Origin of the sequence: Pseudomonas sp. JZ134 (genome assembly GCF_051027695.1) — a bacterium.
Taxonomy (GTDB): domain Bacteria; phylum Pseudomonadota; class Gammaproteobacteria; order Pseudomonadales; family Pseudomonadaceae; genus Chryseomonas; species Chryseomonas luteola.
This window is the reverse complement of record NZ_CP069251.1, coordinates 355,884-370,977: the sequence shown is the minus strand read 5'-3', so window position 1 is coordinate 370,977 and position 15,094 is coordinate 355,884. Positions and strand designations below refer to the sequence as shown.

At 53.1% G+C, this 15,094-nt stretch carries 15 protein-coding genes; 1 reads left to right on the top strand and 14 read right to left on the bottom strand.

All coding sequences use genetic code 11. The features are described from left to right. Positions 1-736: 736 nt before the first annotated feature. From JQR86_RS21125 to JQR86_RS21070, 12 genes are all read right to left on the bottom strand, one after another. On the bottom strand, positions 737-2,899 hold the full coding sequence (locus tag JQR86_RS21125) for a hypothetical protein (protein WP_434155423.1): 2,163 nt from the start codon (positions 2,897-2,899) through the stop codon (positions 737-739). Between the two features lie 41 nt (positions 2,900-2,940). Beyond that, on the bottom strand, positions 2,941-3,426 hold the full coding sequence (locus JQR86_RS21120) for a CesT family type III secretion system chaperone (protein WP_162997697.1): 486 nt from the start codon (positions 3,424-3,426) through the stop codon (positions 2,941-2,943). A 269-nt stretch (positions 3,427-3,695) separates the two neighbouring features. Continuing rightward, complete coding sequence (locus JQR86_RS21115; protein WP_150346060.1) at positions 3,696-4,034, bottom strand: type III secretion protein HrpV; 339 nt, start codon at positions 4,032-4,034, stop codon at positions 3,696-3,698. Positions 4,035-4,052: 18 nt separating this feature from the next. Next, a complete protein-coding gene (hrpT, locus tag JQR86_RS21110; protein ID WP_258019806.1) occupies positions 4,053-4,259 on the bottom strand; it encodes an HrpT family type III secretion system protein in 207 nt (68 codons plus the stop codon). Beyond that, a complete protein-coding gene (gene sctC / locus JQR86_RS21105; protein WP_434155421.1) occupies positions 4,256-6,355 on the bottom strand; it encodes a type III secretion system outer membrane ring subunit SctC in 2,100 nt (699 codons plus the stop codon). The genes hrpT and sctC overlap by 4 nt, the downstream gene beginning before the upstream one ends. A 59-nt stretch (positions 6,356-6,414) precedes the next feature. Beyond that, complete coding sequence (locus tag JQR86_RS21100) at positions 6,415-6,639, bottom strand: type III secretion protein (RefSeq protein ID WP_074825831.1); 225 nt, start codon at positions 6,637-6,639, stop codon at positions 6,415-6,417. Positions 6,640-6,714: 75 nt separating this feature from the next. After that, complete coding sequence (gene sctL / locus JQR86_RS21095) at positions 6,715-7,278, bottom strand: type III secretion system stator protein SctL (RefSeq protein ID WP_407363905.1); 564 nt, start codon at positions 7,276-7,278, stop codon at positions 6,715-6,717. Further along, positions 7,268-7,843 (bottom strand): type III secretion protein, encoded by a 576-nt coding sequence (locus JQR86_RS21090; protein ID WP_407363902.1) that lies wholly within the window; start codon positions 7,841-7,843, stop codon positions 7,268-7,270. Before JQR86_RS21090 ends, sctL begins: the two co-directional genes overlap by 11 nt. Then, positions 7,843-8,649 carry a type III secretion system inner membrane ring lipoprotein SctJ gene (gene sctJ / locus JQR86_RS21085; protein WP_150346065.1) on the bottom strand — a complete coding sequence of 269 codons (807 nt, stop codon included), beginning with the start codon at positions 8,647-8,649 and terminating at the stop codon, positions 7,843-7,845. The genes JQR86_RS21090 and sctJ overlap by 1 nt, the downstream gene beginning before the upstream one ends. Before the next feature lie 10 nt (positions 8,650-8,659). Next, positions 8,660-9,025 carry a type III secretion system inner rod subunit SctI gene (gene sctI, locus JQR86_RS21080; protein ID WP_407363900.1) on the bottom strand — a complete coding sequence of 122 codons (366 nt, stop codon included), beginning with the start codon at positions 9,023-9,025 and terminating at the stop codon, positions 8,660-8,662. Positions 9,026-9,062: 37 nt separating this feature from the next. Then, positions 9,063-9,974, bottom strand: coding sequence for a type III secretion system effector HrpZ (locus JQR86_RS21075; protein WP_434155419.1), 912 nt, complete (start codon positions 9,972-9,974; stop codon positions 9,063-9,065). Between the two features lie 49 nt (positions 9,975-10,023). Continuing rightward, complete coding sequence (locus tag JQR86_RS21070; RefSeq protein WP_159435100.1) at positions 10,024-10,368, bottom strand: hypothetical protein; 345 nt, start codon at positions 10,366-10,368, stop codon at positions 10,024-10,026. Between the two features lie 241 nt (positions 10,369-10,609). Between JQR86_RS21070 and JQR86_RS21065 the strand changes: the two genes are divergently transcribed. Then, entirely contained in the window at positions 10,610-13,063 is a 2,454-nt protein-coding gene (locus tag JQR86_RS21065) for a type III effector HrpK domain-containing protein (RefSeq protein WP_407363896.1), read from the top strand. A 68-nt stretch (positions 13,064-13,131) separates the two neighbouring features. Here the strand turns inward: JQR86_RS21065 and JQR86_RS21060 are convergent, their stop codons facing one another. Continuing rightward, the gene (locus tag JQR86_RS21060) at positions 13,132-14,043 is read right to left on the bottom strand and encodes a sigma 54-interacting transcriptional regulator (RefSeq protein ID WP_434155417.1); all 912 of its coding nucleotides are present in this window, start codon (positions 14,041-14,043) and stop codon (positions 13,132-13,134) included. Between the two features lie 71 nt (positions 14,044-14,114). Then, positions 14,115-14,960: a sigma 54-interacting transcriptional regulator gene (locus JQR86_RS21055; protein WP_407364017.1), complete on the bottom strand. Its 846-nt coding sequence runs from the start codon at positions 14,958-14,960 to the stop codon at positions 14,115-14,117. Positions 14,961-15,094 lie beyond the last annotated feature (134 nt).

Sequence of the window (15,094 nt, the reverse complement as noted above, 5' to 3'; positions counted from 1 at the left end):
ACTCATTGTCCCAGTCATCCAAATAAAGCCGACCGTTTTTGACTTGGGGCTAATACTTCGGTAATGGCGACTTGTCATGCCCCCATAGCTCTTTGCGATGCCTCATGCCTTTATCGTGGACATAGCTAGACTGGGAGGTAGTAGGAGTTTTGGCGGATTGGGCGAACCACAGCGTTTGTACTGCAGTTGTAATGGCTTCTTTTTAGCGGTTTGCCGGCATCTCCTTCTGATACAAATGCACCGTAGGGAAGATAGTTATAGTGCTATTGTCCCGGTTAAGCTGATTCGCCATCACTGCGCTACAAGGGTGCATGTGCGGTAGTATCGCTCGGGTCGAGTAATTAGCGATTTCTGACTATTCACTATTTACTCGTGCTAGAGATGGCTTAACGCTACAGATAAGGAAACTTATTTATAGGTCTGTAGAACGTGATTTTTTGACGGCTTGGCAGGATAGTACACAGTAATGATTGGCTCACAGCCCAAGCGTAGGCCCATTGATGACTGAGGTGGCGCAAAGCCAGGATACCAATATCTGCGGTTTACCCATGCATGTTTAACGTTGGCAGTTTAGGCAACCGTCATATGTCGAGGTAATGCTGAGTATCGGATGTAGGTTAGACAATCACTGAGTACCGGGCATTGAAGTCAATGCCCGGCCTCTTGCTTGTTGCTAAGAAGAGCAACAGTTAACTGGAGCGGTCACTTCGCGCGTTCGCGTCCATGCGAGGTGGTATTAACGTTGTGGCTGTTTACTTGATTCGCCACGTCCTTGCTGTCCGCTTGACTCACCACGCTCGGCACTCGAGACTGTCTTACCCTTAGAGCTAAGGGTCGCCATCTCATGCTCTTCTGCTGCAGCCGATCCACCGTCTGCACTATTGGCTTGGGCTTCACGACTCGGTCTGAACAGCGTCTGTGCGCCGCTTCCGATCATCCTTCCGGCGTCTTCTAGCAGACTTGGTGTAGCTTCTAGCATATCGGTGACTGCCGTCTCGGGTATTTCGCCAATACCTTGGAGTACCGTGTAAGCATTTTCCGCCAATCTAGCTACACCATCCTTAGTAGCATGGGTATAGGCGTCCCGTCCCGGGTTGAACACATTAAGCCTCGCCGTATTGAGACGATCAAACCGACCTTGTTCCGGCTCAGGAAGGTTCTTCTCCTTACGCTCTGCCGCCGCGGCCTTCTTATCGGCAGCGGTCTGCGCACCAATCCCAAAACCACCCCACGCCTGAGATAGCAGCATAATGGATTGAACGCCTGTAACGAATCCTGTTACCCCAGCTTTGACAGCAGGAGAGCTGTTTTCTACGGCTTTGATGGCTGGGTCTAACGCTCTCTGATAGCCCAGCCCCACCGTCAGGGCAGCAATTTTGTTCTCATACACCTTGCGAGCGCTGGTGTCCGCTGGGTTCAGTTTTGCCCACCCTGCATCGATGGTATCCTTCAGCCTGGCTTTAAGCGGAGCATCGGATGGTTTTTTCATCGTGTGGGCAGGAAGCGCACGTCCATACTGATCTTTCATTTTGGCGTTGAGCCCGTCGGCGCCATGTGTGGCACCCATGAAAAAGCCAGCAATGATGGAGCCTAACGTAATAGCACCTGCTTGCTGGGTACTTGTCAGATCCATATTGTTTGTGACAGCTGCACTTGCTCCTTGAATGCCAGAAAAGAAAGACCAGGCCTTTGCTTCACCCGGCAGAGATCCTGTTTTATTGGCATTCTTGCTCTGTTCATGCTCTTTACGAAGATCTGCGACCTCCTTCTTCGCTGCCTTCATTTCATCTTCGTTACGTTCGCGCACAACACCGTTTTCACTGACAAACTTATTAGGCGCAGGTAAAACTTCGGCGGTATTGATCGGGCGCGTCGCACCCCCTACTATCTCCAAGATGGCCGGTGCCAATAGTTGGGTTCCGACTTCATGTGCAATACCCGTAGTAGCACCAGCACCAAACACCTGAGCGGTTGTATTACCTTCCAAACCGGCCAAAGTGAAGGCTCTTACCGCGCCGAGTGCAAAACCGGACAATCCTGCCTGGCGCACACCTTGGCCGATAAATGCCATCCCTTTATTTTTCCAGTCACCACTGACCTTTTGGTATTCATCTACCAGCAATGTCAGTTTTGCCTGATCAACAGCCGTTTTGAAGTCAGAAGAGATATCTTTCTGAAGTCCTTCCAGTTCTTTTGTAGTAGTAGTCCATGGCTTTGCTTCATCCTCCTGTCCAATTGCTTTCAAGGAGCGTTCGATCAATGAAGCTTTCTCATGAGCCTGAGCAACCATGTTTGGGACATCGCAGGCTGTTTTAGTCGCATAGGCCGAAAAACTTAGCTCGCTACGCTGAATATTTATCTTGGCCTCTTCAGGCAGCCCATCCATCCTCTTCACTTCTTCGTACTTAGCTGCCTGGTGGGCAAACAACTCTGTTTGTTCCGAGAGAAGCTTTTTAAGCTGCATCGTTAGCGCTTGCATTCTATCCTGATCGGGTTTGGCGCCCTTCAGAATCTCTTTTAACTCCTGAGTCGTCTGCTGCTGTAGCCTTTCTATATTGTCGGCAACTGGATTCTCAAGGCCAAGATCCCTTGCAATCTGGGGGAAACTGACAAAGGCGCTGTCAGGCGAATCCGTTTTTTCCGCATGTTTCTGCAATTCTGCAAGATAGGAACCTTCAAGTTGCATGCGCTCGCTTAAATACTCTTTGCTAGCGACTTGAGGCTTCTTTGCGAATTTTGCCGCCTCGGATCTGAGCTCTGGCGACATTTCAAAAGGAGTCGCGGTAGGCGAAGGGGGGTACGCGCCGGGCATCTGGCTCTGCTCTATCGCTCCTTGGTGTGAGGTAGTTACACCCTCCACCGAGGCCCGTTGAATCTCATCAGTTTCTGACGTATGCACGCCCTGGGCGCCAGCGGCGCGCCCGGTATGGATTGGGAGCATTACAAAGCCCTCCTGGAAAACGAGGTACGTGGCAGCTGCGTTTCTTTGGCGACTACAGGCGTTCGAGGTTTGGACGTTGTATCGCTTAGGAAGAAGTTCTGACGCCATGCGAGAGCGTAGTCCGCCAGTGATCCCATTTGATCCAGAACCGCCTGACCAGTCAGGCCTGACAATGGTTGCGCCGCACTGAGCATCATGTGCCCGGACTGTTCGTTACGGCAGAACGTTACGGGTTTTGCTGAGTTCACCATGTGAAAGTTGGTATCAAGCAAGCGTGACAGCACTTCTTCTCGGCGTTTGTCCGGCAATGAACCGAGATCACAATGAATCACGAGGTGGGCTTGTGCCTGGTTTCCAACTGGGTACATCGAAAAGTCCACGCCGCGAATGGACAGATGTGTCAACTCTTGAGACAAGACAGTTTCAGGAATGAGCGTCAGCTGGCTGATTTCTTCCAGCAGTCGGTGATAGTGTTGCGAAGCCATACTATTGTTCTCCATTGATGTAGCAGTAGAAGTGCTACGCCACCAGGGCATTGCTCCTGAGAAGCAATGCCATCTATGTGGAAGATGGCTTCTATCGGTTCCAATCGATTGTTCGTTCTTTTCTAAATTGAAGGTGCAGTAGGATCACCACCCCGAGTTTCATCACCGAGCAATCGTCTTATTTCAAAAGAAACGAGCCTTACGGCCGGCTGTTTTTCTATCAAATGGGTAGTCACAGCCAGTGACATGCACGCTTAGAACGAGGCGATTTATTCAGTCAGGTATTCAAGCCCAGCAAGAACTAGCTGCTGCTGTTGAATACCATCCAGGGATTTAACCGACTCGGAGAGCGTGGGCAGCGCATGCCAAATAGCGAACCCACATCTTGGATCCAGGGATAAAAGGTAATTCTGGTAACGCTCGGCATCAGTAAATCGGCGCGCCAATATCTGGCGGGTTTGCTCGCGGGTAAGTACACCACGCTGGATACGCAGCGCCATTCCCCACTCCAGATGTTCGCGGCAACTGGCGAAGCAGACTCCCTCTGCTATCGACCAGGTTGCCGCCTGCCCTGCCAGCAGCTGGGTGTAAAAGGCGTGCTTTTCCATTACCCGAATCATCCATCTTCAATCTCTTAGCGGCACCACCGTGAAGTCCACGTCAGGGTCCCGGTCATTCAAACCCTGCCGCATATCCTGAGGCCACCAGATGACCAGTTGGCGATCTGTCGAATCGGGACGCTCACACGCATAGCCCACACAGCCGGAGCGGCTTGCGCAACCGCCTAATAAGGCGAGTGCGATAAGAGTGATTGCATAGCGGCCACGCATCATTGGATAGCTCTCCGTAGCAGTGAGGGACGACTTTGGGCAGCATTTTTCAAGGACTGCTGGGGCTGGCGCAAGGCAATGAATATTTCGCTCTCCTCACCGGGCTCCAGCCACGCATGAGGCCAGGCCGCTACCGCCATGACCCACCGGCCACCACAGCGGCTTTCATCAATACGCAAGGGCTTTTCGGTCTGATTACGGGCTACCACGACTGCTACGCCCCACTCCTTTCGGGTAAACCATTGGGAGCGCTGCCGATCCAGAACCAGACCATTGGCCGGATCGCACAGGCTGTCAGGCTCAAAAGGCAAGGCGGAGGACAAGGAAAGCCCGGTGGGCGAAACACCGTCTACCAATTGCGTAAAGACCCGCTCGATGTCCCCACGCGTAGGCTGGACAAAGCCATCCCGCCGGGTATCAATTCGTTTCATCTGATCATCCACATCATGAGGGTTACCATTTTGCACATAGCGCGCCGGGTCTACCTGATCGCCTATAAGCCGAGGCGTGAGAATGAACAGTCGCTCACGTTGGCTTAGTTCGCGGCTGCGTGATTGGAAAAGCAGCTTACCAAGGACCGGTATATCTCCCAGAAGCGGTACCTTTCTGACCCGATCATTGGCTTCCAGCCCGTGAAATCCTCCGATGACCAGTGACCCATGCTCCGCAATCACTGCCTGAGTACTGACGTTTCCCTTGCGGACAGCCGGTTGTTCATCGTTGATCTGGGAGACATCGATCTGACCGTCTTCTATATCAACGATGAGCTGCACCTGAGACTTACCCCCATGATCGAGCGAACGTGGAATCACCTGCAGACTGGTTCCGGCGGTAATAGGCTGGATGTTGGCGACCCGCTCGGCCAACGCGGTGAGGTATTCCGTTCGGCTGAAGTCGATAACGGCAGGCTGGTTTTCCAAGGTCAGAATTGACGGGTTGCCGATAATAGAGGCCGCCCCATTACCTTCCAACGCGCGCAGATCAGCAGAAAACTTTCCAGCGTCCTGAATGAACAACGTGGATGTCGTTCCAGGCTCAAACAGGTTTGCACCTCCGCTTACACTACCGGCATTAAAGTTCCAGCGGCTGGACAGCTGCGCCAGCTCGTTGCGATCGATATCAAGAATCACTGCATCAATTTCAATGACATTCCGCGGAACATCCAACTGCTTGACGACCTGTTCATACATTGCCTTGCGCTTGGGCAGGTCATAAATTAGAACGGCGTTGTTACGAACATCAGCACTTACACGGATTCGACTACGAGACGAGCTTTCTTCGCCCTTTGATTTGCGCCCTGAGCGACCCAGGACTTGATCCAGCCCCTGCTCTATCGCACCAAAATCCATGTCGTTTCCCATGCCGCCATAGCTCAGCCCAAGAGGGTTCCCGGCCCCTAATCCACTCGAGGTACCGCTTGGGCGTTGTGCAAGGCTAATACCATTAATTGATTCGCCTCGAGAGCGACTCTCCAACAGCTCCTGAAGGATGCTGGCCACCCCCGCCACGTTCAGCTGCTGATCACGGTAGCGAATGGTTCGGTCAGCGGCATTGGCATACTTCAGCGGCAACACCACGATATCCTGTTTCTCTGCCTTTTCCGGTGCCTCGACTTTCTGGCTGTAGTCACGAATGAATTGCACGTACTTAGCCGGGCCACGAACCAATACCACCCCCTCATCCGGCAGGATGCCCCACCCAAAGCGTGGGTCCAGAAGGCCTACATCCGTAAGCGCCTGCTGCAGATCATCAACTGCATCCGGTGACACCTCGATACGTGTGGAGGTCTGCTCCCGTGTCGGACTGACATACAGCGTTTCGTTGTAAACGAACCATTGAAAATGGTTTTCCTGCCCCAGACGGTCTAGAAAAGCCTGAGGGCTGGCGGCTCGAATACGGCCGTCCAGGACAGCATCCATTGAAGGCATGTCCAGACTCATGCCGAACTCTTTGGCAAAATCACCAAGCGCCCTGTTCAGATCCGTTTGCCGGGCGTCATAGGCATAGGCCGTATGTTTCCAGCTTTCAGGTACTGCAGCCCATCCAAGAGGGCTGATGACACACAACAACCAAGGCAACCACATCAAGGCCTTTCGCATTTCACGCTCCCTGGTCAAAAAAGAAGGCGGCGCGGTGCAGGAGTCGCGCCGTCGGACGGTCACTGGATTCCGTCGATGATGGCTTTGGTCATGCTGTGCTTGGCACGTAGCGACTCACCCAGAACCGTGCTGGCAACCGCGCTTTTCCGGCTGGCTTCGTTAAACAGGCGCATGTCTTCAACATCGCACGTATCGGTGGCGATCATGCTGGCCTCATCCATCTCGGATTGTGCGCTCTTGTAGGCATGATCGAGACGGTTCTGCAGGGTTTTCAAATTGAGCATGATGGGACTCCATCTTAGGGGTTCGGCCCTGAGTGGATCCTGTATGGTAGGTGGTTCCATCTCGTTTGGAGATGGCTACAGCAGTAGGCCGTTGCGCAGGCTTTCCCAGTCGACGTCAAACGAGCCATTGGTATGAGTAAGTCTCAACGACCCCACAGGCAAAGCATTGTTACTTTCCAGCCGCCACAGCTTGGTAAAGCGGCTGTGTGACAGCCACTCGCCTACTATTTCAGCAAGATCAGGATGACAGCTCAGGGTTGCAGCGACCGCAACGGGTTGGCTGTCAGCCAGGTTGCGTAATAGTGCCCGGATTCGCTCCGGAAGCTGGGTCTCATCCAGCAACCTGGACAGGCTCAGATTAAGCAGCTCCTCCACCGAAACCAGTGCCTCTCGCCGAAAGGCCTCCCGCTCTTCGTGGAGCTCCTGAAGAAATTCATTGGCAACCGACCAAAACTCGCCAACGGCCTGATCGATCAGCTGTTGTCCTTCTACCAGAGCCTGCGTTCGAATCGCTTCAGCCTGCTGTTGGGCATGCTTGAGAATGTCCTGTGCACGTAATGCATCAACAAGATCTTCCCTGCGTAGCACAGGCTCGCTAATGACAGCCGCACCGAGGGACAGAGAGCGCCTAGCCAGCATGTTGAATCTCCATACCTTCTGTTACCTGCCAAAAGACAGCGGGCCAGAGTGTCTGTAGTCTGGAGCAAGCCATGGTGTTGGCGGCTATCACCTTTAGAGGGCTCTCTTCCACGGCGTTTGGCGACCAGTAGAGGCGAACCCTCGACCAGTAACTGACGCCCAACCAGACACCTAGCAATAGGCGCGGATCCAGTGACTTGCTATCTAGCCAAAGACCCGGGCGCAGCGCCTTTGCTACGCTACGACACCACGGCGTGTACTCGTCGTTTACCGATGAATCAGGATGTTCAGGTGAGCAGATGCGGCCTGCCAACGATAAGGCGAGTTGACTCTGTGAGTCATCCAGCGACAGCCACTTCATCGTGTGGGACTCAGGCTCAGGAGGCTGCAGGAAAACAACACCTGCAAATTTTAGGAAGACATCAACACGCTGTATGGCCAGTGTCTCGCAAATAGCTGGCGGAAGCCCTGACTGGTCAATGAAACGGGCCCTCCACTCAGGGTGCGCGTCGCGCCAGGCGCAACACCACCATTGGACCCAGCGTTCGCTGACGTTTGTAGACATCAGATCCGGCTCGGCAAATTAGAGCCGCCTCCGCGCCGCGAGGTGACACGTTGCAACAAGGCCGATCGCCAGTCGGATCGAACCAGCAACATCAGTACGAGTACAAGTAGAACCATTCCTGCCGGGGCTACCCACACCATCCGACTCCAGAAAGCCGCCTTTTCGCTATCCACGAGGAACGGGCCGAGGCTGACCAGTTGCTGAGTATCGCGAAACTCGGCGGCCGGGACGAACACAATGGAAAACTTTTTTGAATCCATCGTCGTAGTACCTGACATTCCTGGAATACTGCTTGCAACCATCTGCTGTATACGGCCCCGTACACTGTCTGGATCAAGGGTTACAGCGTGCTTGATAAACACTGCCGCCGAGGCGGGTTGTACAGGCTCGCCCGGGGCAACACGCTCTGGCAGTACCACATGGACGCGGGCCACAATCACGCCGTCGATCTGGGACAGCGTAGCTTCCAGCTCTTGTGACAATGCGTAGATATAGCGGGCGCGCTCCTCCAGAGGGGTGGATATGACACCTTCTTTCTTGAAGATCTCACCCAGACTGGTATGAGTGCGCCGCGGTAACCCTGCCGCATCCAGTATTCTTACTGCGCGGTTAATATGGGCGCTGTCCACGGAGACGACGATACCTGTCTTCTCCGTACGTTTATGCGCCTCGATGTGCTGGTCAGCCAGCGACGCAATGACATCATTGGAGTCCTGCTCGGAAAGTCCGCTGAACAGGTCGGTTTCCTGACTGCATCCTGCAAGCAGCAGAATACTGAGCAATAGCGTCGCGACAGACCCTTTCACAATGGCTTACCTACTGCAGGTTGGTCAGTTTATCGAGCGTTTGTGCAGTCTTGTTGACCACCTTGGTAGTGACTGCCATCTGCAATGAGTACGCTGACAGCGCGCGGCTCATCATGGTCATGTCCATAGGGTCATCAGCGCTTGCAGCCGCTTTCATATTGCGCATGGCCTGCTGTGAGAGCTTGTCCGTGCTCTGGACGCGATCCACCAGTGCTCCAGCTACCAAGGCAGGTAATTGCCCTGGCACCGCGGCGGCGGCCCCAGCACTCATCGCTGCGGAAAACAGATCGACGTCCGCCTGTGAAGGCTCCTGAATCAGCCCCTGGTCGATATCAACGCTTGGCTGCTTTGCTTTGCTAACGGATGTAATCGTCATTTGAAGACTCCAACAGACGGTGTCGATAAAAGGTGGGTCAGCTCGATGCCTGTGTTTGTAAGCCGCCGCCCTGTAACAAGGCCTGCACCAACGCATTCGCAGTTTCCGCTGCACTGCTGTTCAAGGTGTGTTGACCAGCGCCCTGTGGCTGACCATTGCCCACACCACCGTTTCCACCTTCGGCGAGGGTCGCCTCTAGCCCTTTCTCGATCAATGCACTTAAGAGTTTGGCAAGCTCATCGACGCTGCCGCCTTGTACGCCACCAGGTGAGCTCTGGTTGCCCAAACCTGCCGGATCACCCAGGCCACCCCCCCCGCCCCCTTGCCCTAGACCCTGGCTACCTTCCGAAGCATTAGTCTGCAGCTGCGAGCCAAGCTTATCGAGCGCTGCACGAAAATCGCCTGTTTCTTGCTCGCTCAGGTAGTTGTCTTCCTTGAGCTCATTTTTCCACGAGCCTGAATCTGGGGGTGGAAAGTCTTTGGGAAACTTGTCCATGAACTCGGCAATCTTTTCCAGCATGGGCATATCGCTTTGGGAAAAGGTAGTGCCCTCTCCTTGCTTGGAAAGCAGATCATCCAAGGAAGATTTGGCCAACCCGTTAAGCACTTTGGACATAAGGTCCTGCTGATTGCCACCGTTAAGGCCTGCGGAATCCGCAGCGCCGAAGTTCGGGCCCAGCTTGTCGCTGATCAGACTCTCCAGACCTTTTTTAAGATCCTCCGGCCCAGATCCCTGTATTCCTTTTTCTTGCATGTGCTGGGCGAGCATTTTTCCCAATGGGGATGACTCATCCAGCGAGCCGCTTTTGGTCAATTCCTGCAAGAGCTGCTTGATCACATCTTCCAGTGACGGCTTACTCTGAGTTTCCTTGGATCCAGTCAGCATTAGCGACTCAATATCCATCCTTGGCAATTGATTGGGAATCATACTGTTCATTACGGTTGACATAGTTCCTGCTCCTTAAGGCCTGCGCCCCTCAAACCGGGGGCAGCACGTGTTAGTAGCTGATGCCCTTGGCGTTTTGCGCTGCGGAACTGATCTTCTTGTTAGAGGCGTCATCTCGCGCCGACTGGATGGAGTTAAGCGTGTTCTGGATAGCGATCTGGCGGTTTTCCTGGCCTTGCAAGCCAATTAATGCTGCGTTGTTTTCATCGTTTTTCTTCATCTCAGCACGTTGGGCCTCAACCGAGCTGCTAGTACCCGTCATTTCATTCATGGCTTGTTGAGTACTGAAATTAGCCTCGGCCTGATTAGCGCCTTGTACAAACTGGCCACCGGCATTGGTCACGTCACCAACGAAACCCGTAAAACCGGTATTAGGATTATTGACAGGATTAACCATGGCATATGCACCTTTGTAGTGATTCGAGGAATACCAGCATCGTTGCTTGGTGCACATGCGTGGCACCGCCTTGGGGATCGGTTCCATGTCACTTCAAGAAATTCTTCTGGCTGCTCTTACTACCGGCCCCGTATTCACTCTGGCGCTCATGTATAGGAACACAGCGCTACCTGAATGGAACTGCGCAGCGATACCTGCCACTCAGCCCCCACACTCCGGCTTCCTACACAGGTAAGTATCCATGCGCGTATCCAACCCCACGCCAGGAATGGGAACTATTGCCAATCCAGACGTCAGTCTTGAACTCTCTCCAATGGACGCAAAATCCAGTGCTGCGCCAGCTGAGCGCAGAGGCAATACCGGTAACATTATTCAGTTCGGCACCAACGCTCCATCCACGCGGCAGATGCTGCCAGGTAACGCGTCGCTTACGCGTGACGGATTAATTTCCCGCCTTGTACAGTTGCTGAAGAATCTGGAACAACCCACCACCCCGTCTACCCAGCCCCCATCAGGGCAGGCCCGGCCAGAATGTCCGGATATGAGCCGTACACGGCCTTCTGTTGAGCAGCCAACGCAGGTAAGAGAAACCGGTACTGTAGGTACAGTCAGCGGTACTGAGACCAGCGATACATCCACTACGCCTAAAGCCGCCGATGCGGAATTTCTGGATAACTCCAAGTACTCCTCTCCGGAGGAGCTGAAGAAATACGATGCGCTGGTGGCTCATCTGCCACCGGCGGAACGAGAACAGGCGGCAAAAGAACTTAATCGCCCGATTGCCGCCGCCAAGATGGCGGCTGAAGGTAAAGAGGGCTCAGCCCAGGCCAAGGATTTCATCAAGGCCAATCCTGCGCTCGAGAAAGCGCTGGATACCAGTAAGCACGGCGGAAAGTGCGACGGCACCATTTCTAAAAACGATTACAAGTCCTTTATCAAGAACATGGAGAACGCTGCAAAGGCTGCATCCAAGGATGTCGAGGCGTATCAAAAGGAAAACCCGGGCGCGGGTCCACAATCATTAGCCATGGTCCGCTCCGCCGCGATGCTGCGTGCTAACGAACCGCTAGCCAAAGCAGGCAATCCAGACAAAGAAAAAAGTGTTGGTAAATACATTACCGATGATGCCTTGAAGGGGCTTCAAACAGGGAACCCAGGGCTTTCTCCAAAACTTGCTCAAACAGCCCAGACCTTTTCAGAGCCTGGTTTTCTGCACATGCTTGATCAAGGCGGCTTTGAGGGGGAAGGTCTTGCACTACACAATGCAGACAAAAAGATCAGTACCAAAAACATAGACGACTGGATCAAGAAACAAGCGCCCAAGAATGGTGGCGAGTTCGCATCCATGATGAGCGACGCCGCTACCCGTAATGCAGTGGCTAATGTGGACATCAGTAAACTCAATGAAGATGTCTTCAACCACCCCGACAATTACACGGGTGAGCAAAAAGCCGCCGTCATGATCAAGTTGCAGGAAACGCTCGAGCAAGTCCAGGGAGGAAGCAAGCTAAGAAAAGTAGACAAGACCTCCGAGGCGCTACAGCAAAAAATTGCTCAGTTGCAGACCGATGAAAGCGTTAAAACCTATCTGGACAAGGCAGTTCCTGCCCAGGAAAAGACCCTAATTGCCAGCGACCCCGCCCTGAAAGAGGCAGTCAACAAACGCCACGAAGATCTGGTATCAGGTAAGGCACTTGAGCAAGACATGCAAGCCGCCCGGGACCAGGCCGCCAAGGATAACAAGGGCAAGAAGCCAGAAGACTGCAAGCCTGTGGATTATAGCCAGGCTATTGGACATATGACGGCAGAACTCCAGTTACAAGGCGACCTGAAAGGTAAAGATAACGTACCCACTACCAGTCAGGTATTAGACCGCCGTCCGGACCTTAAGCAGGAAATTGATCGCTCCTATCAAGAGAACTTTGTCCAAGGCAAAGCAGCCGAGAGCGCACTTAAACAGGACCAGAAATCGGACCCTAAAGATGTTCTGTCCCAGGTAGATGCGAAGAAGTTAGCGTATGAAGACGCTATTCCGCAAAGCGCTACGACTGCAGCGCAGAGCGGCTACGCCGAAGCGACCATGAAAGCCTTAACTACCACAGCCAAGGGGGCAAGCGTAATCAAGGACTTGAAGGATGCGGGTACGCTTCCAAAAGATGCTGACGAGAAGAAAATGACAGGTCAGCAGCTGTATTCTCAACTAAGAGACAATGTGGAGAAACAGACATCTGCGTCAGACCTCGGTAAGGGCGGTAAGACCCTGTTAGCCGGCAGCGGCGCTGTTAGCGTAGCTAGCCTTTTATCTGTCTCAGAGCGCTTGAATAACGGAGACACCGCTGGCGCAGCCAAGGCTATTTATGACGGAGCCAAAGGCTCAGCTGAGTTAGGTAAGCTGGGTTATAACGCCGTGGCACAAAGCCTTGGCAAGGATGCCTCTGCCGGTCTCGGACGCATGGCAGGTGCCGTCGCAGGACGTGTAGTCGGAATGGTTGCGGGCGAAGCAGCGGGATTGGCAGCCGCCAGTGCCATTGGCGCCGCGGCCGGACCGATTGGCTGGGCAATTGATGCCGTTCTAGCCATCGGCTTTGGTATCAAAGCCATTATCGATGCGGTAAACAAACACAAGAAACAGGAAACATTCGACCACAACGTTGACCCTACACTGGAACAGTTCGGCATACCCAAGGCGCATTAATGTAGAAAGTTGCGCCTTCCTTGGACCGCTCAGCCTGCATAAGTCAGGCTGAGCGGTTCAGATATAACTCAAACATCCAGTTCTTTCATGCGGTGGTAAAGCGTCCGCCGAGGAATATCCAGCTCACGGCTAACTGCATCGATAGAGTGCTGGTTTCGCTTGAGCGATTCCTGAATCAGCACCCTTTCGATAAGCCGTAACTGGAACTTGAGTGCTGTAGGTGACTCCCCCTCGCTTACCAACTCGCTGTCGAACAGCGGCAAACCGAGCACGAAACGCTTGGCAGTAGACTTTAGCTCGCGAATATTTCCAAGCCAATCATGGTTTAACAGGATCTGGCGCATAACTGGATCAACTTCACTGGCCTCAAGTTCAAGCTCTCTCGCAGCACATTTTACGAAACGGTAAAACAGAGGAAGAATGCGTTCACGCTGGAGCCGCAGTGGCAACAACTTCACCGTTAGCACATTAAGTCGAAAATACAGGTCACGCCGAAACTCACCCCGCTCGACCAATTCGTCCAGCGGGCGCTGGGCAGACGCGATCACACAGATATCAAGCGGAATCGGTGTAGTCGATCCCAACCGCTCCAGCACACGCGTTTCCAATACGCGCAACAGTTTGGGCTGCAAGGCTAGCGGCATGCTGTCCAGTTCGTCCAGGTAAAGAGTTCCTCCTTGTGCGGCTTCGATGTATCCGACACGAGAACGATCAGCACCGGTATAGGCACCACTCACCACGCCAAACAATTCGCTTTCACAAAGCGATTCCGGAATCGCAGCACAATTCATTGCGACAAAGGGTCCCTTACGCCCTGAGAGCAAATGTATATGTTGGGCCAATGTATCTTTACCAGAGCCAGTCTCGCCCGCCAGCAACAGATCGACAGCGAATTCGGAAAGGCTCTGTGCAATGACATCTAGATCAGGCAGGTCAGGTGAGACCGCCAATGCTTCATCAAGCAAATCATACTCGCTCATTCTTGACCTCGAATACTTCAAGAGCGCGGGGACATCCCGATGCGAGATTCCTTTCGCCTTTGGGAAGAAAACTAAAGGCCTAACTCCTTTATTCGGTGATACAGCGTACGTTTAGGTATATCCAACTCTTGAATAACCGCATCGAGCTGATGCTTATGTCGCTTAAGCGCATCTTGAATCAGCAGCCGCTCGACAACTTTCAGCTGTGATTTGAGCCCAGCTGGCTCTTCAGAAAGCACAGCATCACAGCCCTCCGCCCCCAACAGCGGAAACCCCAGGACGAAACGCTTAGCCGCTGATCTAAGCTCGCGAATATTGCCTGGCCAGGAATGGCTGAGAAGCAACTGGACATAATGGTTGCCCAGGATTGGCGCTGGCTTGTTAAGCTCATTTTTCATGGTTGTAACGAACTGGTCGAACAAAGGCAATATCTTTTCACGCTGCTGACGTAGCGCGGGTAACCGGATGGTTACCATGTTGAGTCGAAAAAGCAGATCTCGACGAAATAACCCTTGTTCCACAAGTTCATCCAACGGGCGTTGCGCAGAGGCGATAACACGAAGATCAACAGGAATAAACTCTGTGGATCCCAATCGCTCAACCCCTCTTATCTCCAGGACACGTAGTAGCTTGGCCTGTAGCGCCAAAGGCATACTGTCGATTTCGTCCAGGTAGAGAGTCCCACCATCTGACGCTTCTATATAACCCTGTCGAGAGCGTGTGGCGCCCGTATAGGCTCCGTTTACAGTACCAAATAACTGACTTTCGGCAAGTGCCTCTGGTATAGCAGCACAGTTAAGTGCAACAAAGGAGCCGGACCGCTCCGAGAGATCATGAATTTGTCTTGCTAGCGTGTCTTTTCCTGTACCCGTCTCGCCATAAAGCAGAAGGTCCATTTTAAGATGGTTAAAATCCAGGCCAGCCCCAAGAACGTTGTGCGCGTTATTATTATTACAGTCCGCACAATCTTGTATAGCGGTTTCTGTTTGCATCGACAACTCTCACCTTGAAGGTCGAGAATAGTAATATCTTTGTAACCAAAATCGTCAAT

What these genes read in the sequence shown, in the direction of transcription:
- JQR86_RS21120 (WP_162997697.1), bottom strand. Translation starts at nt 3,426, where the DNA reads ATGGCTTCGCAACACTATCACCGACTGCTGGAAGAAATCAGCCAGCTG.
- JQR86_RS21115 (WP_150346060.1), bottom strand. Translation starts at nt 4,034, where the DNA reads ATGGAAAAGCACGCCTTTTACACCCAGCTGCTGGCAGGGCAGGCGGCA.
- hrpT (WP_258019806.1), bottom strand. Translation starts at nt 4,259, where the DNA reads ATGATGCGTGGCCGCTATGCAATCACTCTTATCGCACTCGCCTTATTA.
- sctC (WP_434155421.1), bottom strand. Translation starts at nt 6,355, where the DNA reads ATGCGAAAGGCCTTGATGTGGTTGCCTTGGTTGTTGTGTGTCATCAGC.
- JQR86_RS21100 (WP_074825831.1), bottom strand. Translation starts at nt 6,639, where the DNA reads ATGCTCAATTTGAAAACCCTGCAGAACCGTCTCGATCATGCCTACAAG.
- sctL (WP_407363905.1), bottom strand. Translation starts at nt 7,278, where the DNA reads ATGCTGGCTAGGCGCTCTCTGTCCCTCGGTGCGGCTGTCATTAGCGAG.
- JQR86_RS21090 (WP_407363902.1), bottom strand. Translation starts at nt 7,843, where the DNA reads ATGTCTACAAACGTCAGCGAACGCTGGGTCCAATGGTGGTGTTGCGCC.
- sctI (WP_407363900.1), bottom strand. Translation starts at nt 9,025, where the DNA reads ATGACGATTACATCCGTTAGCAAAGCAAAGCAGCCAAGCGTTGATATC.
- JQR86_RS21075 (WP_434155419.1), bottom strand. Translation starts at nt 9,974, where the DNA reads ATGTCAACCGTAATGAACAGTATGATTCCCAATCAATTGCCAAGGATG.
- JQR86_RS21070 (WP_159435100.1), bottom strand. Translation starts at nt 10,368, where the DNA reads ATGGTTAATCCTGTCAATAATCCTAATACCGGTTTTACGGGTTTCGTT.
- JQR86_RS21065 (WP_407363896.1), top strand. Translation starts at nt 10,610, where the DNA reads ATGCGCGTATCCAACCCCACGCCAGGAATGGGAACTATTGCCAATCCA.
- JQR86_RS21060 (WP_434155417.1), bottom strand. Translation starts at nt 14,043, where the DNA reads ATGAGCGAGTATGATTTGCTTGATGAAGCATTGGCGGTCTCACCTGAC.